Source organism: Burkholderia sp. BCC1999 (assembly GCF_905339975.1).
Lineage (GTDB): Bacteria > Pseudomonadota > Gammaproteobacteria > Burkholderiales > Burkholderiaceae > Burkholderia.
The window spans coordinates 85,657-111,765 of the sequence record NZ_CAJPHP010000026.1; the positions used below are offsets into that span (position 1 = coordinate 85,657).

At 66.1% G+C, this 26,109-nt stretch carries 25 protein-coding genes and 1 tRNA gene; 17 read left to right on the forward strand and 9 right to left on the reverse strand.

The annotated features are described in order from the left end of the window. The first annotated feature begins 36 nt into the window (after positions 1 to 36). The 11 genes from fliP (at position 37) to U5809_RS29655 (ending at position 13,797) form a co-directional block, all read left to right on the forward strand. A complete protein-coding gene (fliP, locus tag U5809_RS29605; RefSeq protein WP_282506271.1) occupies positions 37 to 798 on the forward strand; it encodes a flagellar type III secretion system pore protein FliP in 762 nt (253 codons plus the stop codon). Between the two features lie 19 nt (positions 799 to 817). Continuing rightward, the gene (fliQ, locus tag U5809_RS29610) at positions 818 to 1,090 is read left to right on the forward strand and encodes a flagellar biosynthesis protein FliQ (RefSeq protein WP_176049214.1); all 273 of its coding nucleotides are present in this window, start codon (positions 818 to 820) and stop codon (positions 1,088 to 1,090) included. A gap of 29 nt (positions 1,091 to 1,119) precedes the next feature. After that, complete coding sequence (fliR, locus tag U5809_RS29615) at positions 1,120 to 1,902, forward strand: flagellar biosynthetic protein FliR (RefSeq protein ID WP_322089097.1); 783 nt, start codon at positions 1,120 to 1,122, stop codon at positions 1,900 to 1,902. Between the two features lie 166 nt (positions 1,903 to 2,068). Next, positions 2,069 to 3,073 carry an ABC transporter substrate-binding protein gene (locus tag U5809_RS29620; RefSeq protein WP_176049218.1) on the forward strand — a complete coding sequence of 335 codons (1,005 nt, stop codon included), beginning with the start codon at positions 2,069 to 2,071 and terminating at the stop codon, positions 3,071 to 3,073. Between the two features lie 112 nt (positions 3,074 to 3,185). Further along, positions 3,186 to 3,983: an ABC transporter ATP-binding protein gene (locus tag U5809_RS29625; RefSeq protein ID WP_040142661.1), complete on the forward strand. Its 798-nt coding sequence runs from the start codon at positions 3,186 to 3,188 to the stop codon at positions 3,981 to 3,983. A gap of 38 nt (positions 3,984 to 4,021) precedes the next feature. Beyond that, positions 4,022 to 4,879 carry an ABC transporter permease gene (locus tag U5809_RS29630; protein WP_122944022.1) on the forward strand — a complete coding sequence of 286 codons (858 nt, stop codon included), beginning with the start codon at positions 4,022 to 4,024 and terminating at the stop codon, positions 4,877 to 4,879. A gap of 88 nt (positions 4,880 to 4,967) precedes the next feature. Next, entirely contained in the window at positions 4,968 to 6,335 is a 1,368-nt protein-coding gene (locus U5809_RS29635) for a sensor histidine kinase (RefSeq protein WP_322089113.1), read from the forward strand. 13 nt (positions 6,336 to 6,348) lie between these two features. Then, complete coding sequence (locus U5809_RS29640) at positions 6,349 to 7,026, forward strand: response regulator (protein WP_034188218.1); 678 nt, start codon at positions 6,349 to 6,351, stop codon at positions 7,024 to 7,026. Positions 7,027 to 7,307: 281 nt separating this feature from the next. Further along, positions 7,308 to 8,438 (forward strand): porin, encoded by a 1,131-nt coding sequence (locus tag U5809_RS29645; protein WP_176049222.1) that lies wholly within the window; start codon positions 7,308 to 7,310, stop codon positions 8,436 to 8,438. Positions 8,439 to 8,752: 314 nt separating this feature from the next. After that, entirely contained in the window at positions 8,753 to 10,771 is a 2,019-nt protein-coding gene (locus U5809_RS29650) for a site-specific DNA-methyltransferase (protein WP_322089098.1), read from the forward strand. Then, positions 10,771 to 13,797: a type III restriction-modification system endonuclease gene (locus U5809_RS29655; RefSeq protein ID WP_322089099.1), complete on the forward strand. Its 3,027-nt coding sequence runs from the start codon at positions 10,771 to 10,773 to the stop codon at positions 13,795 to 13,797. The genes U5809_RS29650 and U5809_RS29655 overlap by 1 nt, the downstream gene beginning before the upstream one ends. A 256-nt stretch (positions 13,798 to 14,053) precedes the next feature. On the opposite strand, the gene U5809_RS29660 is transcribed toward U5809_RS29655, so the two are convergent. The 5 genes from U5809_RS29660 to egtB form a co-directional block, all read right to left on the reverse strand. Further along, a complete protein-coding gene (locus U5809_RS29660) occupies positions 14,054 to 14,428 on the reverse strand; it encodes a hypothetical protein (protein WP_322089100.1) in 375 nt (124 codons plus the stop codon). A gap of 187 nt (positions 14,429 to 14,615) precedes the next feature. Continuing rightward, positions 14,616 to 14,870 carry a hypothetical protein gene (locus U5809_RS29665; RefSeq protein WP_322089101.1) on the reverse strand — a complete coding sequence of 85 codons (255 nt, stop codon included), beginning with the start codon at positions 14,868 to 14,870 and terminating at the stop codon, positions 14,616 to 14,618. 37 nt (positions 14,871 to 14,907) lie between these two features. Continuing rightward, entirely contained in the window at positions 14,908 to 15,213 is a 306-nt protein-coding gene (locus U5809_RS29670; protein ID WP_021162263.1) for a hypothetical protein, read from the reverse strand. Between the two features lie 292 nt (positions 15,214 to 15,505). Continuing rightward, entirely contained in the window at positions 15,506 to 16,519 is a 1,014-nt protein-coding gene (egtD, locus tag U5809_RS29675; RefSeq protein WP_322089102.1) for an L-histidine N(alpha)-methyltransferase, read from the reverse strand. Then, positions 16,503 to 17,726: an ergothioneine biosynthesis protein EgtB gene (gene egtB / locus U5809_RS29680; RefSeq protein WP_322089103.1), complete on the reverse strand. Its 1,224-nt coding sequence runs from the start codon at positions 17,724 to 17,726 to the stop codon at positions 16,503 to 16,505. Before egtB ends, egtD begins: the two co-directional genes overlap by 17 nt. A 526-nt stretch (positions 17,727 to 18,252) precedes the next feature. Here egtB and U5809_RS29685 point away from each other — a divergent pair. Beyond that, positions 18,253 to 18,729, forward strand: coding sequence for a carboxymuconolactone decarboxylase family protein (locus tag U5809_RS29685; protein ID WP_322089104.1), 477 nt, complete (start codon positions 18,253 to 18,255; stop codon positions 18,727 to 18,729). Beyond that, positions 18,729 to 19,610, forward strand: coding sequence for a sigma-70 family RNA polymerase sigma factor (locus U5809_RS29690; RefSeq protein WP_322089105.1), 882 nt, complete (start codon positions 18,729 to 18,731; stop codon positions 19,608 to 19,610). The genes U5809_RS29685 and U5809_RS29690 overlap by 1 nt, the downstream gene beginning before the upstream one ends. Positions 19,611 to 19,705: 95 nt before the next feature. On the opposite strand, the gene U5809_RS29695 is transcribed toward U5809_RS29690, so the two are convergent. Both U5809_RS29695 and U5809_RS29700 read right to left on the reverse strand, forming a co-directional pair. Then, on the reverse strand, positions 19,706 to 20,221 hold the full coding sequence (locus tag U5809_RS29695) for a DUF2628 domain-containing protein (RefSeq protein ID WP_322089106.1): 516 nt from the start codon (positions 20,219 to 20,221) through the stop codon (positions 19,706 to 19,708). Positions 20,222 to 20,542: 321 nt separating this feature from the next. Further along, positions 20,543 to 20,619 (reverse strand) — tRNA-Val (locus U5809_RS29700). 587 nt (positions 20,620 to 21,206) lie between these two features. Here U5809_RS29700 and U5809_RS29705 point away from each other — a divergent pair. Further along, positions 21,207 to 21,563: a hypothetical protein gene (locus tag U5809_RS29705; RefSeq protein ID WP_322089107.1), complete on the forward strand. Its 357-nt coding sequence runs from the start codon at positions 21,207 to 21,209 to the stop codon at positions 21,561 to 21,563. Positions 21,564 to 21,856: 293 nt separating this feature from the next. Next, positions 21,857 to 22,120, forward strand: coding sequence for a hypothetical protein (locus tag U5809_RS29710; RefSeq protein ID WP_322089108.1), 264 nt, complete (start codon positions 21,857 to 21,859; stop codon positions 22,118 to 22,120). A gap of 606 nt (positions 22,121 to 22,726) precedes the next feature. On the opposite strand, the gene U5809_RS29715 is transcribed toward U5809_RS29710, so the two are convergent. Continuing rightward, entirely contained in the window at positions 22,727 to 23,485 is a 759-nt protein-coding gene (locus tag U5809_RS29715) for an anti-sigma factor (protein WP_322089109.1), read from the reverse strand. Beyond that, the gene (locus U5809_RS29720; protein ID WP_059527789.1) at positions 23,482 to 24,003 is read right to left on the reverse strand and encodes a sigma-70 family RNA polymerase sigma factor; all 522 of its coding nucleotides are present in this window, start codon (positions 24,001 to 24,003) and stop codon (positions 23,482 to 23,484) included. Before U5809_RS29720 ends, U5809_RS29715 begins: the two co-directional genes overlap by 4 nt. A gap of 156 nt (positions 24,004 to 24,159) precedes the next feature. On the opposite strand from U5809_RS29720, the gene U5809_RS29725 reads away from it, so the two are divergent. Both U5809_RS29725 and U5809_RS29730 read left to right on the forward strand, forming a co-directional pair. Beyond that, positions 24,160 to 25,254, forward strand: a complete 1,095-nt coding sequence (locus tag U5809_RS29725) for a catalase family peroxidase (RefSeq protein ID WP_322089110.1) — start codon at positions 24,160 to 24,162, stop codon at positions 25,252 to 25,254. Continuing rightward, positions 25,251 to 25,784: a cytochrome b gene (locus U5809_RS29730; RefSeq protein WP_322089111.1), complete on the forward strand. Its 534-nt coding sequence runs from the start codon at positions 25,251 to 25,253 to the stop codon at positions 25,782 to 25,784. Before U5809_RS29725 ends, U5809_RS29730 begins: the two co-directional genes overlap by 4 nt. The last annotated feature ends 325 nt before the right edge of the window (positions 25,785 to 26,109 follow it).

Here is a 26,109-nt window from a genome sequence, read left to right on the forward strand (position 1 = left end):
CATGGCGCCGCGCCCTCTTTCCGTCTCCGCATTCCGATGAAACACGCATTCCTGCATCGCGCGGCGCGCGTCGCGCCCGTGCTGATCCTCTGCCTCGCTCCCGCGTTCGCGTACGCGCAGGCGAACGGCCTGCCCGCATTCAACACGAGCCCGGGCCCGCACGGCGGCACCACCTATTCGCTGAGCGTGCAGACGATGCTGCTGCTCACGATGCTGTCGTTCCTGCCGGCGATGATGCTGATGATGACGAGCTTCACGCGCATCATCATCGTGCTGTCGCTGCTGCGCCAGGCGCTCGGCACCGCGACGACGCCGCCGAACCAGGTGCTCGTCGGCCTCGCGATGTTCCTCACCTTCTTCGTGATGTCGCCGGTGCTCGACCGTGCGTACAACGACGGCTACAAGCCGTTCTCCGACGGCTCGATGCCGATGGAGCAGGCCGTGCAGCGCGGCCTCGCGCCGTTCAAGACCTTCATGCTGAAGCAGACCCGCGAGACCGATCTCGCGCTGTTCGCGAAGATCTCGAAGGCCGCGCCGATGCAGGGCCCCGAGGACGTGCCGCTGTCGCTGCTGGTGCCCGCGTTCGTCACGAGCGAGCTGAAGACCGGCTTCCAGATCGGCTTCACGGTCTTCATCCCGTTCCTGATCATCGACATGGTCGTCGCGAGCGTGCTGATGTCGATGGGGATGATGATGGTGTCGCCGTCCACCGTGTCGCTGCCGTTCAAGCTGATGCTGTTCGTGCTGGTCGACGGCTGGCAGTTGCTGATCGGCTCGCTCGCACAGAGCTTCACGTAAGCAGCGGAGGATTCGCGCGATGACGCCCGAACAAGTGATGACCCTCGCGCACCAGGCGATGATGATCGGCCTGCTGCTCGCGGCCCCGCTGCTGCTGGTCGCGCTCGCGGTCGGCCTCGTCGTGAGCCTGTTCCAGGCCGCGACGCAGATCAACGAATCGACGCTGTCGTTCATCCCGAAGCTGCTCGCGGTCGCCGCGACGCTCGTGATCGCCGGCCCGTGGATGTTGACGACGATGCTCGACTACCTGCGGCAAACGCTGCTGCACGTCGCGACGCTCGGCGTCGGCTGAGCCGCGCGCACGCGCACGATCGGGCAGGCATGTTCTCGGTAACCTACGCACAGCTCAACGGCTGGCTCACCGCCTTCCTGTGGCCGTTCGTGCGGATGCTCGCGCTCGTCGCGACGGCACCGGTCGTGGGCCACGCGTCGGTGCCGGTGCGCGTGAAGATCGCCATCGCCGCGTTCATGGCGCTGGTCGTCGCGCCGACGCTCGGCGCGATGCCGGACGTCACCGTGTTCTCCGCGCAGGGCATCTGGATCGTCGTCACGCAGTTCCTGATCGGCATCGCGATGGGCTTCACGATGCAGCTCGTGTTCGCGGCCGTCGAGGCGGCCGGCGACTTCATCGGGCTGTCGATGGGGCTCGGTTTCGCGACCTTCTTCGATCCGCATTCGAACGGGGCGACACCGGTGCTCGGCCGCTTCCTGAACGCGATCGCGATGCTCGCGTTCCTCGCGGTGGACGGCCACCTGCAGGTGTTCGCGGCGCTCGCCGCATCGTTCCAGTCGCTGCCGGTGTCGGCCGACCTGCTGCACGCGCCCGGCTGGCGCACGCTTGCCGCGTTCGGCGCGACCGTGTTCGAGATGGGGCTGCTGCTCGCGCTGCCGGTCGTCGCGGCGCTGCTGATCGCGAACCTCGCGCTCGGCATCCTGAACCGCGCGGCGCCGCAGATCGGCGTGTTCCAGGTCGGCTTCCCCGTCACGATGCTCGTCGGGATGTTGCTCGTGCAACTGATGCTCCCGAACCTCGTGCCGTTCGTGTCGCACCTGTTCGACATGGGGCTCGACACGATGGGGCGGGTGCTGACCGGCTGGCGCTGAGCGGATCCTGCCCCCGTTGCCGGCCTGTTCCGGCCCCCCGTTGCTGGAAAACCCCTAAAGGAATCGCCCGCCCGCGAAAGGTAGCGGAAGGTTTCGCCTCCCTATACTCGTCGTGACGATGCAGCACGCATCGCGCCACACGAATACAACGAACGGAGACGACCCGATGCGACCCATCCTGCGCACCCTCGCCGTGGCAGCCAGCCTGAGCTGCGCGCTTGCCGCTCACCCCGCTTTCGCCGACGACGGCGGCAAGATCACGATCATGGTCGGCGGGATCGCGAAGCTGATCTACCTGCCCGCGCGGCTCACGCAGGAACTCGGCTACTTCAAGGCCGAAGGGCTCGACGTCGAGCTGCTGTCGCAGCCGGCCGGCGTCGACGCCGAGAACGAGCTGCTCGCGGGCGCCGTGCAGGGCGTCGTCGGCTTCTACGACCACACGATCGACCTGCAGAGCAAGGGCAAGGACGTCAAGGCGATCGCCGTGTTCGGCCAGGTGCCGGGCGAAGTCGAGATGGTATCGACCAAGGCCGCGCCGACCTTCAAGTCGATGGCCGACGCGAAGGGCAAGACGCTCGGCGTGACGGGCCTCGGCTCGTCGACGAGCTTCCTCACGCAATACCTCGCGCTCGCGCACGGCGTGCCGTCGACGCAGTACACGATGCTGCCGGTCGGCGCCGACGCGAGCTTCATCGCCGCGATCAAGCAGGGCCGTATCGACGCCGGCATGACGACCGAACCGACGGTGTCCGCGCTCGAGAAGATGGGCGACGCGAAGGTGCTGGTCGACATGCGCACCGTCGAGGGCACGCGCGCCGCACTCGGCGGCACCTACCCGGCCGCGAGCCTGTACGTGCAGTCGGCCTGGGCCGATTCGCACAAGGCCGAAGCGACCAAGCTCGCGCACGCGTTCGCGAAGACGATGCAGTTCATCCATACGCACAGCGCCGACGAGATCGCCGCGAAGATGCCGGCCGACTACCAGAAGGACAAGGCGCTGTACGTGTCCGCGCTGAAGGCGTCGCTGCCGATGTATACGGCCGACGGCAAGATGCCGGCTGACGGCCCGGCGACCGTGCTGAAGGTGCTGTCGGCGTTCAACCCGTCGGTGAAGGGCAAGCACATCGACCTCGCGCGCACCTTCACGAACGATTTCGTGAACGCGAAGTAAGCAGCGGCGCCGGCGGCGGCGATCCCGCCGCCGTGCGTTCCCCGTTCCGGTCCGGCTGGCCGGCCCGGCGTCGCCACGATGCGATGCCCTCTTCACCCGCAGGATCCATGCGATGAACCAGGCAGTCTCCCCGAGCACACCGGCGATCGAGTTTCGCAACGTGTCGTGCCGCTTCATTTCGCCGGAAGGCAAGGCCACCGTCGCGCTGCGCGACTTCAGCATGAGCGTCGCGCGCGGCGAGTTCATCGCGATCGTCGGGCCGACCGGCTGCGGCAAGTCGACGACGCTGAACCTGATCACCGGGCTGCTCAAGCCCGTGTCGGGCGAAGTCCGCGTGATGGGCCGCCCGGTCGACGGGATCGATCCGCGCATCGGCTTCGTGTTCCAGGCCGACGCGGTGTTCCCGTGGCGCAACGTGATCGACAACGTCGCGGCGGGCCCGCTGTTTCGCGGCCGCTCGAAGGACGTCGCGTATGCGCAGGCCGAGGAATGGATCCGCAAGGTCGGCCTCGACAAGTTCACGAAGCACTACCCGCACCAGCTCTCCGGCGGGATGAGGAAGCGTGTCGCGCTCGCGCAGACCTTCATCAACCAGCCGGAAATCCTGCTGATGGACGAGCCGTTCTCCGCGCTCGACATGCAGACGCGCACGCTGATGCAGGACGAGCTGCTGCAGCTCTGGTCCGCGAACAAGGGCTCGGTCGTGTTCGTCACGCACGATCTCGAAGAGGCGATCGCGCTCGCCGACCGCGTGTTCGTGCTGACCGCGCGCCCCGCGACGCTCAAGCGCGTGTACGAGATCGACCTGCCGCGCCCGCGCGTCACGTCGGAGATCCGCTACGACGCGCGTTTCATCGAAATTTCCAAGGACATCTGGCACGACCTGCGCGAAGAAGTGCAGATCGGCTGACGCATACGCCGCACGGCAAGGACAGCAAGGACAGGAGCATGACCGACATGACGCTTCCCCCCACCGCCATTCCGGCGACGACGCTCGAGGACGACGAGCGCGCCGCACAACGCCGGCTGCGACGCCGGCGCAACCTGATCGTCACGCTGCGGATCGCCGTGCTCGTCATCGTGCTCGGCGGATGGGAACTCGCCGCACGGCTCAAGTGGATCGATCCGTTCTTCTTCTCGATGCCGTCGCTGATCTTCGAACAGATCCAGGACTGGTTCGTGAACGGCACGTCGCAGGGCCCGCTGCTCACGCAGGTGTGGGTCACGCTCGAGGAAACCGGGATCGGCTTCGTGATCGGCTCGGTCGCCGGCGTGATCTGCGGGATCGTGCTCGGCCGCAACAAGCTGATGGCCGACGTGTTCGGCCTGTACATCCAGATCGCGAACTCGATTCCGCGCGTCGTGCTCGGCTCGATCTTCGTGATCGCACTCGGCCTCGGGATGGCGTCGAAGATCGCGCTGGCCGTCGTGATGGTGTTCTTCGTCGTGTTCGGCAACGCGTTCCAGGGTGTGCGCGAAGCCGACCGCTACCTGATCGCGAACGCGCAGATCCTCGGCGCGTCGCGCCGGCAGATCACCACGGCCGTCGTGATCCCGTCCGCGCTGAGCTGGATTCTCGCCAGCCTGCACGTGAGCTTCGGCTTCGCGCTGGTCGGTGCGGTCGTCGGCGAATTCCTGGGTTCCAAGCAGGGCATCGGGCTGCTAATCTCCACCGCCCAGGGCGCGTTCAACGCGAGCGGCGTGTTCGCGGCGATGATCGTGCTGGCCGTGGTCGCGCTGGCCGCCGACTACCTGCTGACCTGGCTCGAGAAGCGCCTGCTGAAGTGGCGACCCGCGGCGTTCTGAACGCCACCGGCGGACGCCTGACATGACATTTCCGACCGCGCCGGCGACCCCGGCGCGGTTCGGCATTTCGGAGAAGGAGCGCAACAGGATGGCGCACAGCCTGCGCGGGCGGCTGCTGTGGTGGCTGCTGCTGCCGCTCGCGGTGTTCGTGCTGATCGCGGGCGCGATGTCGTACGACACCGCGCGGACCACGGCCGGGCTCGTGCAGGACAGCGCGCTCGTCGCGTCCGCACGCACGATCGGCGAGGACATCGAATGGCGCAACGGCCTGCCGGTCGCCGACGTGCCGCCGGCCGCGCTGGAGATCTTCGAGTCGCCGTCGGGCGATTCGGTGTTCTACAAGGTGATCGACAGCCACGCCCGTTTGCTTGCCGGCAATCCGGCGCTCGACCTGCCCGCGCGGCACGGCATCGAGCCGACGCTGTACGACACGTCGCTCGACAGCGTGCCGCTGCGCGCGGTGGCCTACGACCGCCAGCTGTACGACGAGGGCCAGGTCGAAACCGTCACGGTGGTCGTCGCGAAGACGACGCGCTCGCATGGCGCGATGGTCGCGACCATCTGGCGGCCGCAGCTCGTGCGCCTGTCGCTGATGCTGGTGCTCGCGGTGGTGCTCGTCTATCTCGGCCTGACGCTGGAGCTGCGCCCGCTGATGAAGCTGAAGGACGACGTCGCCGACCGCGGGCCGATGGAACTCGAGCCGATCCGCCCGGAGCGGCTGCAGCACGAACTGCGGCCGATCGTCGATGCGATCAACCAGTGCATCGCGCGGCTCAACACGCACACGGCCACGCAGCGCCGTTTCATCGCCGATGCGGCGCACCAGTTGCGCACGCCGATCGCGGTGCTCGATACGCAGATCCAGTACGCGCAGCGGCGCGGGCACGACGATCCGGAACTCGCGACGGTACTCGACAGCATGCAGCGCAGCAGCCGCAAGATGGCCGACGTGACCGACAAGCTGCTGCTGCTCGCGCATGCGGAGGCGACGCCGTCGACGCTGCTGACCCATCGCGTCGATCTCGCGGCCGTGGTGTCGAGCGTGCTGGAGGAGACGATCGTGCTCGCGCAGCGGCGCGACATCGATCTCGGCGCCGATCTCGGCGAGCGGCTCGATGTCGCGGGCAGCGACAGCCTGCTGACCGCGCTGGTGATGAACCTCGTCGACAACGCGGTGCGCTACACGCAACCGGGCGGCTGCGTGACCGTCTGCGCGCGGCGCGACGGCAACACGATCGTGCTCGACGTGGTCGACAACGGTCCCGGCATCCCGGCCGAAGCGCGGCCGCACGTGTTCAAGCGGTTCTACCGCGTGTCGGCCGACACCGAAGGCTCGGGTCTCGGGCTGGCGATCGTCCGCGAGATCGCGCAGGCGCATGGCGGCAGTGCATCGCTCGCGCCGGGGCCCGGCAATCGCGGTATCGTCGTGACCGTACGGCTGCCCGCCTACGATTGAAGAGAAAGCCGTCATGAAACTCCTGCTGGTCGAAGACAACGCCGAACTCGCGCACTGGATCGTGAACCTGCTGCGCGGCGAGGATTTCGCGGTCGACTGCGTTGGCGATGGCGAACGCGCGGACACCGTCCTGAAGACCGAACGCTACGACGCCGTGCTGCTCGACATGCGCCTGCCCGGCATCAGCGGCAAGGAAGTGCTCGCGCGGCTGCGGCGCCGCAACGACAACGTGCCGGTGTTGATGCTGACTGCGCACGGCTCGGTCGACGACAAGGTCGACTGCTTCGGCGCGGGCGCCGACGATTACGTCGTGAAGCCGTTCGAGTCGCGCGAACTCGTCGCGAGAATCCGCGCGCTTATCCGCCGGCAGGCCGGTGTCGGCACGACGCAGCTCGTGTGCGGCGACCTCGTCTATGCATTCGGCACGCGCGAATTCCGCTGCGGCGAAACGGTGCTGGCGCTGCGGCGGCGCGAGCACGCGATCCTCGAAACGCTGATGCTGCAGCAGAACAAGACGGTATCGAAGGCGCGGCTGATGGACAGCGTGTTCGCGCTCGACGACGAGCCGAGCGCCGACGCGATCGACATCTACATTCACCGGCTGCGCAAGCATCTCGCGGGCAGCACGGCCGAAATCATCACGCTGCGCGGGCTCGGTTACATCCTGCGCATGAAGAGCACGCAGGACTGACGGGCACGCGCCCTTCGCACGGCACGTCGATTCGTAGCACGAAAGGTCGCTCTGGCCAGCCGGATGCCCGGCAGGCTCGCTTGCGCATGCCTGCCCGATCCGTGATTGTTGCGCGTTCGGTGTTTTCACCGATCCGATTCTTGCGCCCGGGAAAGCGTCGTGAAGGATTGCACCCTCTACGATGCTATGCGTCGGCCCTCTCGCTGTGGCCGGCAAGAGTCGGCATACATTACGTACTGCCAACGACCAGATTTCAATGCGGCAGCTCGGAGGAGACGATCTTGAAACGAAAAACCCTTGCCCTTTCCATCGCGGCGGCTGGCCTGTGCGCCGGCACCCAGGCGCATGCGCAATCGAGCGTGCAGCTCTACGGCCTGATGGACCTGAGCTTTCCGACCTACCGGACCCACGCCGACGCGAACGGCAATCACGTGATCGGCATGGGCAACGAAGGCGAGCCGTGGTTCAGCGGCAGCCGCTGGGGCCTGCGCGGTGCAGAAGACATCGGCGGCGGCACGAAAATCATCTTCCGCCTCGAAAGTGAATTCGTGGTCGCGAACGGCCAGATGGAAGACAGCGGCCAGATCTTCGACCGCGACGCGTGGGTCGGCGTCGAGGACGAGCGCTTCGGCAAGCTGACGGCCGGCTTCCAGAACACGATCGCGCGCGACGCGGCCGCGATCTACGGCGACCCGTACGGTTCCGCGAAGCTGTCGACCGAGGAAGGCGGCTGGACCAACTCGAACAACTTCAAGCAGATGATCTTCTACGCGGCTGGCCCGACCGGCACGCGTTACAACAACGGCATCGCGTGGAAGAAGCTGTTCAGCAACGGCATCTTCGCGAGCGCCGGCTACCAGTTCAGCAACTCGACGCAGTTCGCGACCGGCTCCGCGTACCAGGTCGCGCTCGGCTACAACGGCGGCCCGTTCAACGTGTCGGGCTTCTACAATCACGTGAACAACGGCGGCTTCACGAACCAGACGTTCTCGGTCGGCGGCAACTACACGTTCGACATCGTGCGCCTGAATGCCGGCTACTTCCGCTACAACGGCGACCAGGGCTCGCTCGGCCAGCGTCACGACGATTCGTGGACGGTGTCGATGAAGATCGCGCCGAAGGGCGCGCTCGACTACGAGCTCGGCTACCAGCAGATGCGCGTCAAGAACGCCGCGAACAATTCCGACGGCTTTACGCCGAACGCGAACCTCGGCGCGTTCAGCCTGACCAACGGAGTCAGCAACGGCTTCAAGGAGACGATCTACGGGTCGGTGTTCTATCACCTGAGCAAGCGCACCGAGGTGTACCTCGCCGGCGACTACATGAAGCTGCACGGCGGCTACACGGTGTCGTCGACGTTCGGCGCGAAGAACCAGCTCGAACTGACGTCGGGTATCCGTACCCGCTTCTGACCCAACGCGGGGCCTGCCAGGCCCTGCCGCACCCTCCATCCGGGATTCTCCATGCGGGCACGCCGGCGCCAGACGCCGACCGTGCCCTTTTTTTCGTCCTTTTCCCGGTGCCGCCGGCCGGCCCGTGCGACAACCGGCCCGAACCCGCTTGCGGCCCGTGGGACGGGCGATCGCGGCCGATGCCCGCACGATCGGCTCACATCGGCGCTTGACCTCGGCCGACCGACTCGATAGCGTTTCGGGTTTGCCCGGGCGGCCATTGCCGCCGGTGCCGTGAGCGCGCCCGACGTCCTGGCGCGCGCGGCCGGGCTCCGATGGAAAAGACGATGCAGAAACTCGATGCGGCCAGCCCGCAGGCGATGTCGACGGATTTCACCGCCGACAACGTCGCGCGCCTGAAGGCGCTGTTCCCCGAACTCGTGACCGAAGGCCCGGACGGCGCGTCGGTCGACGTCGACGTGCTGAAGGCGCTGATCGGCGAACGCACGGTCGGCGACGCCGACGAGCGCTACGGCTTCCACTGGCACGGCAAGCGCGGCGCGCGCCAGGCCGCGCTCACGCCGTCGACGGGCACGCTGCGGCCCTGCCCCGACGACAGCGTCGCGTGGGACGACACGCGCCATCTCGTGATCGAGGGCGACAACCTCGACGTGATGAAGCTGCTGCACAAGAGCTACGCAGGCAAGGTGAAGCTCGTCTACATCGACCCGCCGTACAACACCGGCAGCGATTTCGTCTATCCGGACGACTTCAGCGACAGCATCCGTCACTACCTGGCGATGACCGGGCAGACCCAGGGCGGCGTGAAGCGCAGCACCAATACCGAGGCGAACGGCCGGTTCCACACCGACTGGCTGAACATGATGTATCCGCGCCTGAAGCTCGCGCACGCGCTGCTGTCCGACGAAGGGCTGATCGCGGTGCACATCGACGAGCACGAAGTGCATGCGCTCGTGCTGATGCTGCGCGAGATCTTCGGCGAGGAGAACGAGCTCGGCGTGGCCGTGTGGGACAAGCGCAATCCGAAGGGTGACGCGCGCGGCGTCGCTTACCAGCACGAATCGCTGGTGCTGTTCGCGCGCAACGCCGAGACGCTGCTCGAACAGGCGCCGCTCAAGCGCCCGAAGCGCAATGCGCAGCGCATGCTCGACGCCGCGCACGACGCCGTGTACCGCAGCGGCAACGCGAAGGACGCGCAGAAGGCGTACCGCGCGTGGATGAAGGCGCAGACCAACCTGTCCGGCGGCGAGGTGATGTACGACCGGCTGTCGGAAGAAGGCCGCGTGTACCGCCTCGTGTCGATGGCCTGGCCGAACAAGAAGAAGGCGCCGGAAGAGTATTTCACGCCGCTGATCCACCCGGTCACCGGCAAGCCGTGCGCGATGCCGGCGCGCGGCTGGCGCAACCCGCCCGCGACGATGCAGGCGTTGATCGAGCGTGGCCAGATCGAATTCGGCGCGGATGAAAGCACGCAGCCGCAGCGGATCTACTACCTCGACGAGAACATGTACGAGAACGTACCGTCGGTGCTGCCGTTCGCCGGTTCCGACGACGCGCTGCTGAAGACGCTCGGCATCCCGTTCGACCTGCCGAAGCCGGTCGATTTCGCGGCGGCCGTGATCGGCTGGTGCACGCGCGGCGACGACATCGTGCTCGACTGCTTCGCGGGCTCCGGCTCGACCGGCCACGCGGTGATGCAGGTGAACGCGACCGACGGCGGCGCGCGCCGCTACGTGCTCGTGCAGCTGCCCGAAGCGCTCGACCGCCGCGACAAGACGCAACTGGCGGCCGCCGATTTCTGCGCGAAGCTGAAAAAGCCGCTGACGCTCGCCGAAGTCACCAAGGAACGCCTGCGCCGCGCCGCGCAGCAGGTCGCACGCGACTATCCGGAAAGCTATGGCGACCTCGGCTTTCGCGTGTACCGGCTCGACACGACCAACGTGATCGAGTGGGACCCGCGCCGCGACGACTTCGACCACGCCCTCTTCGCCTCCGTCGAGCACGTGAAGACCGGCCGCACCGAGGACGACCTGCTCGCCGAGCTGACGCTGAAGCTCGGCCTCGACCTGTGCACGCCGGTCGAGCATCACCAGGTGGCGGGCAAGACCGTCCACCTGATCGGCCGCTCGATCGTCGCGTGCTTCGATGCACGTATCGCGCGCGACGACGCGGGCCCGCTCGCCGACGGCATCGTCGACCTGCTCGACGCGACCGGCACGACGCACGACGTCACGTGCCTGTTCCGCGACAGCGGTTTCGTCGACGACGTCGCGAAGCTCAATCTCGCCGCGCTGCTCGAACAGCACGGCGTGAAGCGCGTGCGGAGCCTGTGATGCGGCTGCATTTCGAAGCGGATCTCGACTACCAGCGCGAGGCGATCGACGCCGTCTGCGACCTGTTTCGCGGCCAGGAATCGTATCGCGGCGACTTCAGCGTGCTCGCGAACGCCGCGCCCGGCACGACGGCCGCCGCGCAAGGCTCGCTCGGCTTCGCGGTGTCGGAACAGGGCGTCGGCAACCGGCTGTCGCTGACCGACGACGCGCTCGCGCGCAATCTCGCCGACGTGCAGCTGCGCGGCGGGCTGCCGCCGTCCGGCCTGCCCGGCTCGCGCGACTTCACCGTCGAGATGGAGACCGGCACCGGCAAGACCTACGTGTACCTGCGCACGATCTTCGAGCTGAACCGCCGCTACGGCTTCACGAAGTTCGTGATCGTCGTGCCGTCGATCGCGATCAAGGAAGGCGTGCACAAGACGCTTTCCATCACCGAGGATCACTTCCGCGCGCTGTACGCGGGCGTGCCGTACGACTACTTCCTGTACGACTCCGCGAAGCTCGGCCAGGTGCGCCACTTCGCGGCGAGCGCGGCGATCCAGATCATGGTGATGACGGTGGCCGCGATCAACAAGAAGGAAATCAACAACCTCTACAAGGACAGCGAGAAGACCGGCGGCGAGAAGCCGATCGACCTGATCCGCGCGACGCGGCCGATCGTGATCGTCGACGAGCCGCAAAGCGTCGACGGCGGCCTCGAAGGCCGCGGCCGCGAAGCGCTCGCCGCGATGGCGCCGCTCTGCACGCTGCGCTATTCGGCCACGCACGTCGATCGTCACCACATGGTGTACCGGCTCGACGCGGTCGACGCGTACGAGCGCAAGCTCGTCAAGCAGATCGAGATCGCGTCGGCGATCGTCGAGGATGCGCACAACAAGCCGTACCTGCGGCTCGTCGGCGTGTCGAACCGGCGCGGCGCGATCAGCGCGCGCGTCGAGCTCGACGTCGCGACGGCGGCCGGCGTGAAGCGCCAGATCGTGACGGCCACCGACGGCGACGATCTCGAACGCCTGACCAAGCGCGCGCTGTATGCGGGGCTGCGGATCGGCGAAGTCCATGCGGTGAAGGGCGCCGAGTACGTCGAGCTGCGCCACCCGGAGGGCGAGGCGTTCCTGTCGCTCGGCGAGGCATTCGGCGACATCGACACGCTCGCCGTGCAGCGCGAGATGATCCGCCGCACGATCCGCGAGCATCTCGACAAGGAGCTGCGCCTCGCGGAACGCGGCGTGAAGGTGCTGTCGCTGTTCTTCGTCGATTCGGTCGAGCGCTATCGCCGCTACGACGAGAACGGCATGCCCGTGAAGGGCGATTACGCGCTGATCTTCGAAGACGAATATGCGCGCGCGGCGCGCGTGCCGGCGTACCGTGCGCTGTTCGACGGCGTCGATGTCGCGCTCGAAGTCGGGCGCGCGCACAACGGCTACTTCTCGATCGACCGCAAGGGCGGCTGGACCGACACGAGCGAAAGCAGCGCGGCGGCGCGCGAGAACGCGGAGCGCGCGTACGGCCTGATCATGCGCGAGAAGGAAGCGCTGCTGTCGTTCGACACGCCGCTGAAGTTCATCTTCTCGCACTCGGCGCTGAAGGAAGGCTGGGACAACCCGAACGTGTTCCAGATCTGCACGCTGCGCGACATCCAGACCGAGCGCGAGCGCCGCCAGACGCTCGGCCGCGGGCTGCGCCTCGCGGTCGACCAGGACGGCGAACGCGTGCGCGACGCGGGCGTGAACACGCTCACCGTGATCGCGACCGAGCGCTACGAGTCGTTCGCAGAGAACCTGCAGAAGGAAATCGAGGCCGATACGGGCATCCGTTTCGGGATCGTCGAGGAACATCAGTTCGCGGCGCTGCCCGTGCAGGAAGAAGACGGCCCGGCGCATGCGCTCGGCATCGAGTTGTCGCGCGTGCTGTGGAATCACCTGCACGAGCAAGGCTATGTCGACGCGCAGGGCAAGGTACTCGACCGGCTGAAGGATGCGCTGCGCCAGAGCGCGCTGGTGCTGCCCGAGGCGTTCGAGATGCTGCGCGCGCCGATCGTCGCGACGCTGCGCAAGCTGTCGGGCCGCTTCGCGGTGCGCAACGCCGACGAGCGCCGCGCGATCGCGTTGAGGCGCGATGCGTCGGGCAAGGCCGTCGTGTTCGGCGAGGATTTCCGCGCACTGTGGGACCGGATCCGCCATCGCACCGTGTACCGCGTCGAATTCGACAATGCGAAGCTCGTGCGCGACTGCACGGCCGCGTTGCACGACGCGCCGGACATCGCGCGTGCGCGGCTGCAGTGGCGCAAGGCCGAGATCGACATCGGCAAGGCCGGCGTCGAGGCGATCGAGGTGGCCGGCGCCGGCACGGTGTTGCTCGACGAAGGCGAGCTGCCGCTGCCCGACCTGCTCACCGAGCTGCAGGACCGGACGCAGCTCACGCGCCGTTCGCTGGCGACTATCCTGGCCGACAGCGGCCGGCTCGACGATTTCCGCGTGAATCCGCAGCAGTTCATCACGGTCGCGGCCGATGCGATCAACCGCTGCAAGCGCCACGCGCTGGTCGCGGGCATCGCGTATCGCAAGCTCGGCGAACGCCACGTGCATGCGCTCGAATCGTTCGAGAGCGAGGCGCTGACGGGTTACCTGCGCAACCTGCGGCCCGACGCGCAGAAGTCGATCCACGAAGCGGTCGTGTGCGAGACGGACGCGGAGCGCGCATTCGCCGATGCGCTCGAGGCGCACGACGGCGTGAAGCTGTACGCGAAGCTGCCCGCGTGGTTCCGCGTGCAGACGCCGCTCGGCAGCTATCACCCCGACTGGGCCGTGCTCGCGGAACAGGACGGCGGCGAGCGGCTGTACTTCGTCGTCGATACGCCGAATACGGACGGCCACGTGCCGAGCGAGCACGAGCGTGCGAAGCTCGTGTGCGGCGAAGCGCATTTCCGTGCGCTGGTGGACGGCGACGGTGCGGCGCGCTTCGTGCGCGTCAGGCAGGCCGATGCGTTGTTCGAGCCTGCGGTGCCGCTGGCGGGCACCGGGCGGTGATACGAAGGGCGGCGATGAGCCGCCCTTTTTTTTCGCCTTGATCGAGCGTGCCGGACACCCTCACGGCAGCCGCTTCACGCGCCGGTTTCCGTTCTGTCATCCGAGTGAAAGCGATCCGTATCGCTGCGTGCGCACGACGCGGTTACGGCTGGTTGCAAATCGGGTCGGCACGACGTTTCCGCGCGACAGTGGCGTTGCGTTTCCGCCATGAAAAAAGGGCGCCGAAGCGCCCTTTCATCGCATGCGTGCGCCGTGTTTACAGCGTGCGGCCGAATGCGTTGTGATGCGAATGATGCGTGGACGTCGACGCATGCGCGGTATGGCCATGCGTATGCCCATGCGTGTGACCGTGACCCGGCTGCACGCCGGCACGATCGGCGATCGTGTCCGAGCGTTCGGCTGCGCGCGACAGGCCCTTGTCGCGGTCGCCCGCGCGCATGCCGTTCGAGTTGCCCAGCGCCTCGCCGCTCATGTGACCGCCGGACATGCCGCCCGCGTTGCCGCCCGAGCCGCCTGCGCCATGACCGCCACCGTTGCCACCGCCATTGCCGCCGGCCGCCGCGTAGGCGGACACCGAGCCGAGCGCGAGCAGCGCGGCCGTCAATACGGACAGATATCGTTGCTGTTTCATCTTGTGCTCCCTGGAGCGCGTTCGTGTGACTGCATTCTATGAACGCGCAAAATTCGCGCCACACGCCGTTGTAAATGATCGTAACGATGCACGCGGCGCGCATTCGTCAGATCAATCCGGGTGCTGCACGAACGGGGAACGAAGCAGGCGGTGGCGGCGCCTGGGCGCCGCCCCGGTGGTGAAGTGCTTACTGCGCCGGCTGCATGCCCTGCGCGGCGGCCTTGTGTTGCACGGCCTGCTCCTGCGCCTGCTTCTTCGCCATGTGGTGGCCGACGATACAGCCGCCAACCGCACCGACGACCGCGTGGTGCCCCGCGTAGTGGCCGGCGACCCCGCCGACCACCGCACCCTTCATGCAGCCCGCCGCGTGCGCGCTGCCGATCGTTGCGAGCGCAACGACAGCGGCGGCGGCGCACAGCCTGATGTATCGAATGGGCATCATGTTTTCATTCTCCTCTTGTGGTGATCAGTCGGGCCGCTTAGTCCCAGCGGCCGCCGCGCCAGCCGCCGCGGTCGCGCCACTCGTGCTCGCGCCATTCACGGCGGCGCCATTCGTGTTCGCGCCATTCGCGCTGACGCCAGCCATCGCCACGCCAGCCGTCATCGCGGTAGCCGACCGGCGCGTACATGACGGGCGGCGGCGGCGCGACGTAGACCGGTGCGGGCGCCGCGTAGACGCCCGGCACGCCGATGCCGACCGACAGGTCGACGTGGGCCGATGCGACGCCCGAAGCTGCCAGCGCCGCTACACCGAGAACTGCACCGAGAATAAGTTTCTTGCTCATCTCGCGACTCCCTGCACGTGTCGTGCGTCATGTGAATACGGTTCGGAGTCTAGGCACCGGACACAGACACAGGTGAAACGGGTATGCGAGACAGGTAACGGACGATTACGGATGCCCGCAAAGCCTTACGGGACAAGGGAGAGGCCGCACTCGAAACACCGTTGCAGCGGTGCATCGGGCCGGTAAAAAGGGCGTTTCGGCACGAAACCGGGCGATTCGATCGGGCTCGCCGGCATGCGTGGGAAGTGAACCGCCCGCGCCGTGCGGCACGAGCGGTTCGCAACGGCAGACGTTACGCGCGGATATCGTCGACGCTGCGCAGCCAGTGCACGCTGAACAGGTTGTCCGCGTCGATCCACACGGTATCGGGCTCGAATCCCGCGCGGCGCGCGATCGCGTGGAAGCCGTCGATCGTGAACTTGTGCGAGTTCTCCGTGTGGATGCGCTCGCCGGCTTCGAAGCGGAACGCGTGGCCGCGCACGTGCACCGTCTGCGCGATGTCGCTGACGAGATGCATTTCGATGCGCTGCCGCTCGCGATCGTAGAACGCGCAATGCGAGAACGCGTCGACGTCGAAGTTCGCGCCGAGCTCCGCGTTCGCGCGCACCAGCAGGTTCAGGTTGAACTGCGCGGTCACGCCCTGCGCGTCGTTGTACGCGTCGTGCAGCGTGCGCACGTCCTTCACGAGATCGGCGCCGACCAGCAAGCCGCCGCCTCGCAGCAGCCGCGCCGCATCGCGCAGGAACGCGTCGGCTTCTTCCGGCGAGAAATTGCCGATCGTCGAGCCGGGAAAGAAGCCGATGCGCCGCGCCGGTGTCGCGGTCAGCTCGGCCAGTTGCTCGGCTTTCGTGTAGTCGGCCGCGAGCGGCGCGACGTCGAGCCACGGATAGGCCGAACGCAGTCGCGCGGCCGCGTCGTGCAGGTAGTCCGCCGAGATGTCGACCGGCACGTAGCGCGCCGGCGCGTTCGCATAGTTGCCCGCGAACGCGTCGAGCAGCACGCGGATCTTCTCGAGCGAGCCTGCGCCGAATTCGACGAGTTCCGCATGCGGGCCGACGCGCCGCACGATCTCGGCCGCGCGATCGCGCAGGATGCCGAGCTCGGTGCGCGTCGGGTAATACTCCGGCAATTCGCAGATGCGGTCGAACAGCGCGGAGCCGGCCGCATCGTAGAAGTATTTCGGCGGAATGCTGCGCGGCGTACGCGACAGTCCGTCGATCAGGTCGCGCTCGTACGCGCTCGGCCGCGAATCGCGGGCGGGTTGCTGGCCACCGCTCGTGGCCGTCTGGTCAGACGTCTCGCGCAAGTCGCACTCCCGTGAATTGCCAGCGTGCCGCCGGCGGAAAGAAATTTCGGTACGTCGGCCGTTCGTGCCCAGGCGGCGTTGCGATGCTGCTGCCGCGCAGGACCTGCTGGCCGACCATGAACTTGCCGTTGTATTCGGCCGCGACACCCGCGAGCGGCCGAAAACCCGGATACGGCTCGTAGGACGAACGCGTCCACTGCCATACGTGCCCGAGCATCTGCTGGATGCCTTCGGCAGGGAACGCGGTTTCCCATTCGAATTCGGTCGGCAGCCGTGCGCCGGCCCATTCCGCATACGCGGCCGCTTCGTAGAAGCTCACGTGGCACACCGGTGCGTCCGGCGCGAGCGGTTCGACGCCGTGCAGGCCGAACCTGCGCCGCACGCGCGTGCCGGCCGCATCGTCATCGTCGGGCATCCAGTACGCGGGCCCTTGCCACCCTTCCCGCTGCACCGTGGCCCAGCCGTCCGACAGCCAGAACTCGGGGCGTGTGTAGCCGCCATCGGCGACGAACGCCGCAAATTCCGCATTCGTCACGAGACGGTTCGCGATCTCGTACGGCCGCACGAGCGCCGTGTGGCGCGGCCGTTCGTTGTCGAACGAGAACGCGTCGCCGTCGTGGCCGATCTCGACGAGCCCGCCCGGCTGATGCAGCCAGCGCTGCGCGCCCGCGTCGCCCGCGGCCATCGCGTCGCCGTCCATCCCGTTGCGCGGCCGGAACGCCGGCTTCAGCGGATTGCACGAGAACGCGTGCAGCATGTCGGTGACGATCAATTCCTGGTGCTGCTGTTCGTGATGCAGGCCGAGCACGACCTCGGGCGCGATCGTGTCGAGCAGCGCCGCATCGGCGCCGGCCAGCGCGCGCAGCATCGCGTCGTCGACGTATTGCCGGTACGCATGCACCTCGTCGAGCGACGGGCGCGTGAGCAGCCCGCGCTGCGGCCGCGGATGGCGCGGGCCGAGCGCTTCGTAATAGGAATTGAAGAGGAACTGGAAGGCGTCGTCGAACGGCGCGTAGCCGGGCACGCGGCGCATCAGCACGACGGTTTCGAAGAACCAGGTCGTATGCGCGAGGTGCCATTTCGTCGGACTCGCGTCGGGCATCGACTGCACGGCCTGGTCTTCGGCGGACAGCGTCGCAGTCAACGCGACGCTGTGGGAGCGCACGTCCTGGTAACGGCGCTGAAGCTGTGATGCAAGGAGGCTCATCGGTTTACCGTCCACGTCGCGATTCGCTGCGTTGCGTTGCCGGAAAAGGGAAAGCCTTGCGCTTGATGCGCGCGGCTGACGTGCGACCTGCTGCTGCGTCGACGGGCAGCCGGCGCGCGCGCCGGGCCGCGGATGCGGCGTCACTTCATCTGCCCGTGCAGGACAGTATGGGCCAGAAATGTGAATGCTGCGAATCGGGATGCCGGCGAAACACGATCGAAAGAAAAATGAAAGTGTTGGCTTCGCACGTGTCGAATGCATGACGGCGCGGAGATGCCCGCCCGGGTGGGCTTTGCTGCATGCCGGTCCGCGCGGGCGGCTACTGACGCCCCATGACATCCGCGCAGCGCGCGAGTTTGTCTGATGAACGCTGTCGAACGCGGCCATCGTCACCGTGCCGAACCGCTCTGCCCTTCACTTGCGATCCGCATCCGTGCCCGCTTCGAAAAATTTTCTGCGTCGATGTCACACGCGCGGGGGGCTCGCTCGTCATATCACCGGAACCCACACGAAAGGAGAAGGAACCATGACTGCGAAACTCAATCCGTTTGCCGCCGCCCCCGCACTGATGAAGAACTGGATGGCCGTATCGATCGCCGCTGCCGGGAGCCTCGAGCCGACGCTGATCGAGCTCGTCAAGATCCGCGCATCGCAGATCAACGCGTGCGCGAACTGCATTAACATGCACACCGCCGAGGCGCGCGAGCAAGGCGAGACCGAGCAGCGCATCTACCTGCTCGCCGCGTGGCGCGAAGCGCCCTGCTACACCGACCGCGAACGCGCGGCGCTCGGCTGGACCGAAGCGCTCACGCGGCTGTCGGAGGGCCACGCGGCGCACGAAGCGGCCTATGCGGCGCTGAACGACCATTTCAGCCAGGAGGAACAGGTGAAGCTCACGCTGATGATCAACGTGATCAACGGCTGGAACCGGCTCGCGGTCGGCTTCGGGCTGTGGATCGAGCCGGCCGACGCGAAGGCCGCCGCCGCGAAGATGGTGGCCTGATGACGACCCTCGACCCGGCCAAGGGCAGCGCCGAAGCACGGGCCGACGCAGCGGCGAGCTTCGACCCGCTGCGTCGCACGCTGATCCGCGTCGCATACCGGATGCTCGGTTCCGTCGCGGATGCCGAGGACATGGTGCAGGACGCGTTCATCCGCTGGATGGACGTCGACCGTACCGAGGTGCGCGTACCCGAGGCGTTCCTGCGCCGCATGGTGATGCGCATGTGCCTCGATCAGCTGAAGTCCGCGCGGCACCAGCGCGAGACCTATATCGGCCCGTGGCTGCCCGAGCCGGTCGTCGAGGAAGACGAACAGGAAGACGTCACGCTGCCGCTGCTGCTCGCGCTCGAACGGCTCTCGCCGCTCGAACGCGCGGCATTCCTGCTGCACGACGTGTTCGGTCTCGAGTTCGACGAAGTGGCCACGACGATCCAGCGCGACCCGGCCGCGTGCCGGCAGCTCGCCGCACGGGCGCGTACGCATGTGCGCGAGGCGCGGCCGCGGTTTCATGTCGAGAAGCAGCGCGGGATCGAACTGGCCGAAGCATTCTTCGCGGCATCGCGCAGCGGCGACATGCGTGCGCTCGGCGCGATGCTCGCCGAAGACGTGAGCCTGCATTCCGACGGTGGCGGCAAGCGCACGGCCGCGGGCAAGCCGGTGTTCGGCTTCGAGCTCGTGATGAAGGTGCACGAGTACCTGGCCGGGTTGTTCGCGACGCATGCGTCGAAGCTCGTGCGGGCCGGGTTCATCAACGGGCTGCCGGGGTTCGTCACGCTGGAAGCGGACGGCGAGCTGCAGACGACGGCGCTCGAGATCGACGACGGAAAGATCGTCGCGATCTATGTCGTGCGGAATCCCGACAAGTTGAAGCATCTGCATTGAAGGTGACGTGAGCCGGCGCCGCATGCCATGCGGATGCATGGCGACGGCGCCGTGCACCCTCCTCTTTCCGCTTCGTCGATCGCCGGCTACCGCAATCAGTACATCGCGCCTGCGGTGTTGCCGAGCATGAACATCAGTACGCCGAGCAGCGGCGTCGCGACGGCGAACCCGGCCGCCGCCAGCCAGTTCGTGCCACCCTGCGCCTCGAGCAGCGCGAGAAACGATTCGCGAGACGTCGCGTTCGGGCGCAGTTTTTCGATCCTGCGTTCGACGTGCTGCTTGTAGAGGCTGTTCCCGCACCAGCCGAGCGAGACCGCGATCCCGATCGTGACCGGGTCGAGCGTGGTCGATTCGAAGTATGTCGGGAAGTACAGCAGCTCGACCAGCGTGATGCCGAGCGTGACGGCGAGCACGGCGGCCGCCTGCCAGTACATGCATCGATAGGCCATCCAGACCGGGCCCAGGAAGCATGCGGCCCAGTTCCACGACTGCCGGCTCTTGCGCGATTCGGCGATCGCCCATTTCCGTTCGAACCAGGCGGCGTTCTTGCCGACGTAAGCGGCGATTTCGTCGTTGCTTGCGGACGATGCGGCGGTCGTGACCTCGGACATGTCGTGTGCTCTCAGTCGCGCGGATCGCGCGTTGTTGTTTTGATGCGGTTTGGATACGCGGGAAATCGGGCGACGCGCGGCGCAGCCGCTTCGATGTGCACACGATTCTACTCGCCGTGCAGCGGCGATTGAATGGCTGATCGGGATGTCGGTGACGAGGCGATGCCGAGCCATGTATCGCGCAACGCATCGAGGCTTCATGCGCTGTTTCGGGCCGGAAAAGAAAAACGCCACGCGAGGTTGCCGCGTGGCGTTTGTATGTTTGGCGAGCCGCGTTGCCTGTAGGCAAGTTGTACTGCCGGACCCCTTCATTTTGTTCGTTGGTAGGCTCGATTGGATTCGAACCAACGACCCCCACCATGTCAAGGTGGTGCTCTAACCAACTGAGCTACGAGCCTAAGAAGCCGCGAATTATAGAGAGGGTTTTGGAGAGGCGCAAGCCCCTTCGTGAAAATTTTTTGAATCACGGCGCACGGTCGCTGACGATCGATGTTGCCTGGCGATGCCGCGAACGTCGGCTTCACCTGTTCGCATCACAGCAAAACGCGTCGATGTGTTGTGGTGTTATCCACATTGCCCTCTGGATAACCGTCCGGCAAGCCTCTGGATTCACAGTGGAACGATTGAGGATATGTCGGCGAGTCTGTGAATCGACGAAAAGTTGTTCTGTGCTGCGCGGAGCTGTTCACGTGCGACACCCATGGTTATGCATCCCGCTGCGCGCTGAAAATTCAGTGCGTTACGGAGGTTATCCACTGTGGGGCACAGCGCTTGTTAACTATCACTACGTATGTATACGAACTCTGTTAACACCTTTGGATAAGCACAGTCCGTCGACTGTGATCCGCTCGGGATATGCACTGCGTGCGGCGAACAGAGGAACGAATCGGGAAGCTGTGAAGCGCCTGGGTGATACGTAGGCATCCATGTCTGTAGAATCGCGGGCATCCTGGATGTAAAGGCCCGACGGACAGGCTCACCGCACATGACCGATTCTTCGTTGATCCGGCTTCCTGTACTTGCCATGAGTAAAACAATTTTTGGTGATGCGGACAACGATCGCGTCACCCTCAATACCGCAACAGTCATCGGGCTGCGCTCAGCCTATGCCGACTTCGAAAAGAGCGAGCAGGACATAAACAATTTCGAAGTGTCCGTGTATGAACGAAAGGCGTCCAACGGCGAAGGCATCGATGGAAAGGACGTCATTGGCGTTTCGTTCACGGCAAAGTTCATCCCGGGAATGAAAGGCCTTGGCAACGCGAACCGACTCGGGAAATCGATCAACTATGTCATCTCGCCGGAAAACGGAGAGATCCTGGCGATCTATCTGGCGAGGTAGTCGATCACGCAACCGGCTTTTCGCGGTCGACGCGTGATGGGAACGAGCGGAAGACACATTGGTTGACAGTTCGGGACCGACAACGGGGCGAGAGCAAGATGCCTTGTCCGCAGGCGCATTGAGCGCAGCGCTGGCTGTTGCCGATTGCGGTAGTGAGGCTGCTGCGGAGCGGCTGTACATCCATTATTCATTCAGTGAATACGATCGCGCCAAGGCTGATTACTGGAGATGCGATGCCGCTAGTGAATTGTTCATATCACGGGCATGTCGGAGGCGAGGTTGTGACTCGGGCCGTGTCCGATCTCGTCAACGATCGCAGCAACTGGAAGGGCGGTCACCAGGTCGTGCCGTTGACGCTGGTGCGTGATGAAATCGAGTTCCCGAGCTACATGCTCGAATCCGAAGCGACGAAAGTGCTCGAATTGGGTGGGACGTATGAAGGAGGCGGCGTCTACCGCTTCGACGACGACGAGTCGATGGAAGCCGCCATCGGATTGCTGACGGCAACATGTGCTGACTGCCTGAGGGAATTGATGGCAGTGCAGGAAGAAGGGTGACGGAACGGTATGCGGGGGGCTTGGTGACGCGAGTCCTCTCGGAACGTCGATTCAGTACGTCGTCTCTCCTGAGAGTGGCGAGATTCTCAGGATTTACGGGATCAAGTGACGTTCGTGCCGGCGAAGCACCTGATATTCACATGTGGACAACCGGCAGGCAAAACAATCCGAAACACTGTGTGGTTCACTGGTGAGCATTGATTCGAAGCGCTCAAACCTATGCGGACAACCCGAACGCGGCCGAATCGAAACCCTGTGTATCGGTTCAGTGAGGGTGTTGTGGATATCACCCCGAAAGCCACTCGAAATGCTGTGCAACCCAAGGGTGAGCAGTTCGCGACGAGAGACGGCATGCCGAGTCGTTGCGGTCGATGTGGATATCCTGCGCCCAGAAGACACCAAACCCTGTGACATCAGAACCGAAGCGAGTGCGCCCATTCGCGAACGCATCAAGACGAAATTCGCGGTGTGGACAACCATCACGAAAGCGAATCCAAACGCTGTGGACCTGATCGGTGAGCGTGAGTGCTTTCAGGCCGGTCGAGCCGCCTCGGCCGGACCGCCGGCAGCGCGTAACCGCCACCACCGGGCCGCGCATCGCCCCGCTCAAATCTGCTGATCAAGCGCCCGTACGACCGCCTGTTCCCCCAGATTATCTGCCGGCCCGACCACCGCATAATTGAGCCCGTTCACCGACCCATACCGCGCGAGCAACGCGCCATCCACACGTTGTCCGGCCGGCAGCAGCCGATGTTTCGATTCCGCCGGCCGCAGATAGAAGCTCAGCGTCCGCCCGGCCTGGTCCTCATAGAGCACCATCGCAGCGGTGGCCCCGCTGTCCGTCGTGAACAACCGCCCACCGACTGGCCGGAACCCCGCCGCGCTCAAATCCGGCAGCCTCGCCGATGCGCCCACGCGTTTGGTGAGCCACCCCTGCAAATCCCCCGCACCCGTCGGCCGGTAATCGACCTTGGCCGTCTGATCGACCACCATCATCCGGTAAGCCTCGACCGCATCGCTCATCGGCGCGATGGGCGGCGCCGCGTTCCATCCACGCGCCTGCCATCCGCCGAACGTCCCCAGCCCGACGCAGAACACGAATGAAGCCGCGATCGCGAACCGCATCCGCGAGCGTTCGGCCCGCCGGCTGCGAATCGCCGCGGGATCCAGCGCAGGGTTATCGGCCGGCATCCGCACGCTCTCCAGCGCGGCCCGCAACCGCTGCGCATCCTGCTGCCATTGCTTCACCTGTTCCGCGCGCTCCGGATGCAGCGCGAGATAGCGCTCGACCGCGGCGCGCGCATCGTCGTCGAGCTGGCCGTCGACGTAGGCCTGAAGGTCGTGTTCGTTCGGAGGCGTGTTCATTTCTTCATCAATCGCAAAGAAGGAGCAGGAAGCTCGCCGTCGCTGAGCTGGCGCAGCGCCTGGCGCGCGCGGGAGAGCCGCGACATCACGGTGCCGATCGGCACCTCGAGCAGGTCGGCGACTTCCTGATAGGTGAAGCCCTCGACCGCGACGAGCAACAGCAGGCTGCGCTGCTCGTCCGACAGCCGGCCGAACGCTTCGAGCGTCGCGCGCGCCGTGAATTCGCGTTCGGCGGATGGCCAGTGCGCTTCGTCGTCGTCGCGGATCCGGCCGAGCAGCCAGTTGTAGCGCTTCGCACTGCGTTTCCCGTCCAGAAACTGCCGGTACAGGATCGTGAAGAGCCAGCTGCGCAGCGACGCGTCGTCGCGACGGCTCGTCCAGCGCGACAGCGCGCGCTCGAGCGTCGACTGGACGAGATCGTCGGCCGCATGGACGTCGCGCGCCAGCCAGAGCGCGAAGCGTCGCAGTCTGGGGATGAGTTCGCGCAATGCGTCGTCGTCGAGGGCGGTGGAGGGCATGGCCGGGCCGGTTGCCGAATGGGTCGAGATGCCGCGTAAGACGCCGGTGGGTGCCGCTTATTCCACCAGCATAGGAAAAAATTTTTCGTGGAATAAAGCGGCGCGGGTGGCGTCCTACGCGGGTTCGACAATGACCTGACGGTCGGGAGCACATTCATGCAGCGATCATCTTCCTCTTCTTCACCGCAGCGCAAGCCTGGGCGCGGGTGGTGGCGCTGGGCCGCGATCGGCGGCGCGGTGGCCGGCGTGGCCGTGGCGTTCGGGTATGTCGGCGGATGGTTCGCGCCGGCGCGTCTGACCCCGCACCGGATCGTCGACGCGTTGCAGACGGCCGGCGGCGGCATTCACCCCGGCTTCCGGCGCAACCACGCGAAGGGCGTGTGCGTGACCGGTTACTTCGAAGGCAACGGCGCCGCGAGCGCGTATTCGGTCGCGCCGTTCTTCAAGGCGGTGCGTACGCCGGTGGTCGGGCGCTTCGCGTTGCCGGGCGGGAATCCGTATGCGCCCGACAGCAGCGTGCCGATCCGCAGCCTCGCGCTGAAGCTCACCGCGCCTGATGGCGAGCAATGGCGAACCGGGATGAACGCGATGCCCGTATTTCCGGTGGCGACGCCGCAGGCGTTCTACGCGCAATTGCTGGCGACCCGGCCCGATCCGAAGACGGGCAAGCCCGACCCGTTGAAGGTGAAGGCGTTTTTCGGCGCGCACCCGGAGACGGCTGCGTTCCGCGAATGGGTGAAGGGTGCGAAGCCGAGCGCGAGCTACGTCACCGAAAGCTATTACGGATTGAACGCGTTCTACTTCGTCGACGCGGCCGGCAAGCGCCAGGCGGTGCGGTGGCGCGTCGTGCCGGAGCAGACGGCTGGCGCCGGCGATGTCGCGACGGCCGGGGATCCGAACGTGTTGCAACAGGACGTGACGCAGCGCATCGCGGCCGGTGCGCAAAAGTGGAAGCTGTTGGTCACGCTGGCGGAGCCGGGCGATCCGGTGGACGACGCGACGAAGGTCTGGCCCGCCCAGCGGACGACGATCGATGCGGGCACGCTCGTGCTCGACCGCGTGGAGGCGCAGGACAGCGGGCCGTGCCGCGACGTGAATTACGACCCGACGGTGTTGCCGCATGGGATTCAGGTGTCGGGCGATCCGTTGCTGGCGGCGCGTTCGGCGGCGTATGCGGATTCGTATCTGCGACGCACGAGCGAAGAGGCCGGGGTGGCTGGCGTGGCGCGATTGAGTGGGGAGGGACGATGATGAAGGCTTCGACGACGTTTAGCTTGCCGGCACGAGTGCTGCATTGGGTGATGGCCGCGATGATCCTCGCGATGCTGTTCATCGGGGTGGGGATGGTGGCGTCCGTTTCCGAGCGGCACGAGATCCTGGTGGCGATTCACAAGCCACTGGGTGTGGCCGTCCTGGCGCTGGTGTGCGTGCGGATCGTGGTGCGGGTGCTGTCGAAGTCGCCGGCGTTGCCTGAGGACCTGCCGTGGTGGCAGAAGGTGGCCGCGCACGGGTCGCATCTCGTGCTGTATGCGCTGATGGTGGCGATGCCGCTGATCGGGTGGGCGATGCTGTCGGCCGGCGGGTATCCGGTAACGCTGGGCGGTGACGTGCAGTTGCCGGCGCTGGTTTCGGCTGATCCGGTGACGTTCGCCTGGCTCAGGGTCGCGCATCGGGTGCTGGCCTATCTGTTCTTCGCGACCTTCCTCGCGCACTTTGCGGCGGCGCTGTATCACGGACTAATCCGGCGGGACGGCGTGGTGCGGGCGATGGTGGTGCGGTAACCGGCGGTAGCTTGCGTTCGCGGCGGCGGGGCGGTTCACGGGCGACCGAGGCTGCTCTTGCCGTGCCCCTTATATATGAACACTGGGTCGGCTCAGCGGCCCCCGACCTGGCATGTCAAAAATATTTCATAAAGGGGGTTGCGGAGACCGGAGTAGGTGCTTAGAATCACGCCTCTTTCGCGCTAACGGAAACGCAGCGCGGGGGAAAGAAGGGAAGCGGTACTGTTGAAGTCGGTTTTATCGACTCCAGTGCAAACGAAATTAAACCGCAGTCGTCGCAACGAAGTAGTTAAAAAAGTTGTTGACGAGTTTTAAAAAACGGTTG

Bases quoted from the DNA above. Each gene is read 5' to 3' on its own strand.
- U5809_RS29660 (WP_322089100.1), bottom strand. From the start codon at position 14,428: ATGAAACAGCAACGATATCTGTCCGTATTGACGGCCGCGCTGCTCGCG.
- U5809_RS29635 (WP_322089113.1), top strand. From the start codon at position 4,968: ATGGCGCACAGCCTGCGCGGGCGGCTGCTGTGGTGGCTGCTGCTGCCG.
- U5809_RS29720 (WP_059527789.1), bottom strand. From the start codon at position 24,003: ATGCCCTCCACCGCCCTCGACGACGACGCATTGCGCGAACTCATCCCC.
- U5809_RS29620 (WP_176049218.1), top strand. From the start codon at position 2,069: ATGCGACCCATCCTGCGCACCCTCGCCGTGGCAGCCAGCCTGAGCTGC.
- U5809_RS29715 (WP_322089109.1), bottom strand. From the start codon at position 23,485: ATGAACACGCCTCCGAACGAACACGACCTTCAGGCCTACGTCGACGGC.
- U5809_RS29655 (WP_322089099.1), top strand. From the start codon at position 10,771: ATGCGGCTGCATTTCGAAGCGGATCTCGACTACCAGCGCGAGGCGATC.
- U5809_RS29730 (WP_322089111.1), top strand. From the start codon at position 25,251: ATGATGAAGGCTTCGACGACGTTTAGCTTGCCGGCACGAGTGCTGCAT.
- U5809_RS29630 (WP_122944022.1), top strand. From the start codon at position 4,022: ATGACCGACATGACGCTTCCCCCCACCGCCATTCCGGCGACGACGCTC.
- fliR (WP_322089097.1), top strand. From the start codon at position 1,120: ATGTTCTCGGTAACCTACGCACAGCTCAACGGCTGGCTCACCGCCTTC.
- egtB (WP_322089103.1), bottom strand. From the start codon at position 17,726: ATGAGCCTCCTTGCATCACAGCTTCAGCGCCGTTACCAGGACGTGCGC.
- U5809_RS29665 (WP_322089101.1), bottom strand. From the start codon at position 14,870: ATGATGCCCATTCGATACATCAGGCTGTGCGCCGCCGCCGCTGTCGTT.
- fliQ (WP_176049214.1), top strand. From the start codon at position 818: ATGACGCCCGAACAAGTGATGACCCTCGCGCACCAGGCGATGATGATC.
- fliP (WP_282506271.1), top strand. From the start codon at position 37: ATGAAACACGCATTCCTGCATCGCGCGGCGCGCGTCGCGCCCGTGCTG.
- U5809_RS29625 (WP_040142661.1), top strand. From the start codon at position 3,186: ATGAACCAGGCAGTCTCCCCGAGCACACCGGCGATCGAGTTTCGCAAC.
- U5809_RS29695 (WP_322089106.1), bottom strand. From the start codon at position 20,221: ATGTCCGAGGTCACGACCGCCGCATCGTCCGCAAGCAACGACGAAATC.
- U5809_RS29650 (WP_322089098.1), top strand. From the start codon at position 8,753: ATGGAAAAGACGATGCAGAAACTCGATGCGGCCAGCCCGCAGGCGATG.
- U5809_RS29690 (WP_322089105.1), top strand. From the start codon at position 18,729: ATGACGACCCTCGACCCGGCCAAGGGCAGCGCCGAAGCACGGGCCGAC.
- U5809_RS29670 (WP_021162263.1), bottom strand. From the start codon at position 15,213: ATGAGCAAGAAACTTATTCTCGGTGCAGTTCTCGGTGTAGCGGCGCTG.
- U5809_RS29685 (WP_322089104.1), top strand. From the start codon at position 18,253: ATGACTGCGAAACTCAATCCGTTTGCCGCCGCCCCCGCACTGATGAAG.
- U5809_RS29725 (WP_322089110.1), top strand. From the start codon at position 24,160: ATGCAGCGATCATCTTCCTCTTCTTCACCGCAGCGCAAGCCTGGGCGC.
- U5809_RS29705 (WP_322089107.1), top strand. From the start codon at position 21,207: ATGACCGATTCTTCGTTGATCCGGCTTCCTGTACTTGCCATGAGTAAA.
- U5809_RS29640 (WP_034188218.1), top strand. From the start codon at position 6,349: ATGAAACTCCTGCTGGTCGAAGACAACGCCGAACTCGCGCACTGGATC.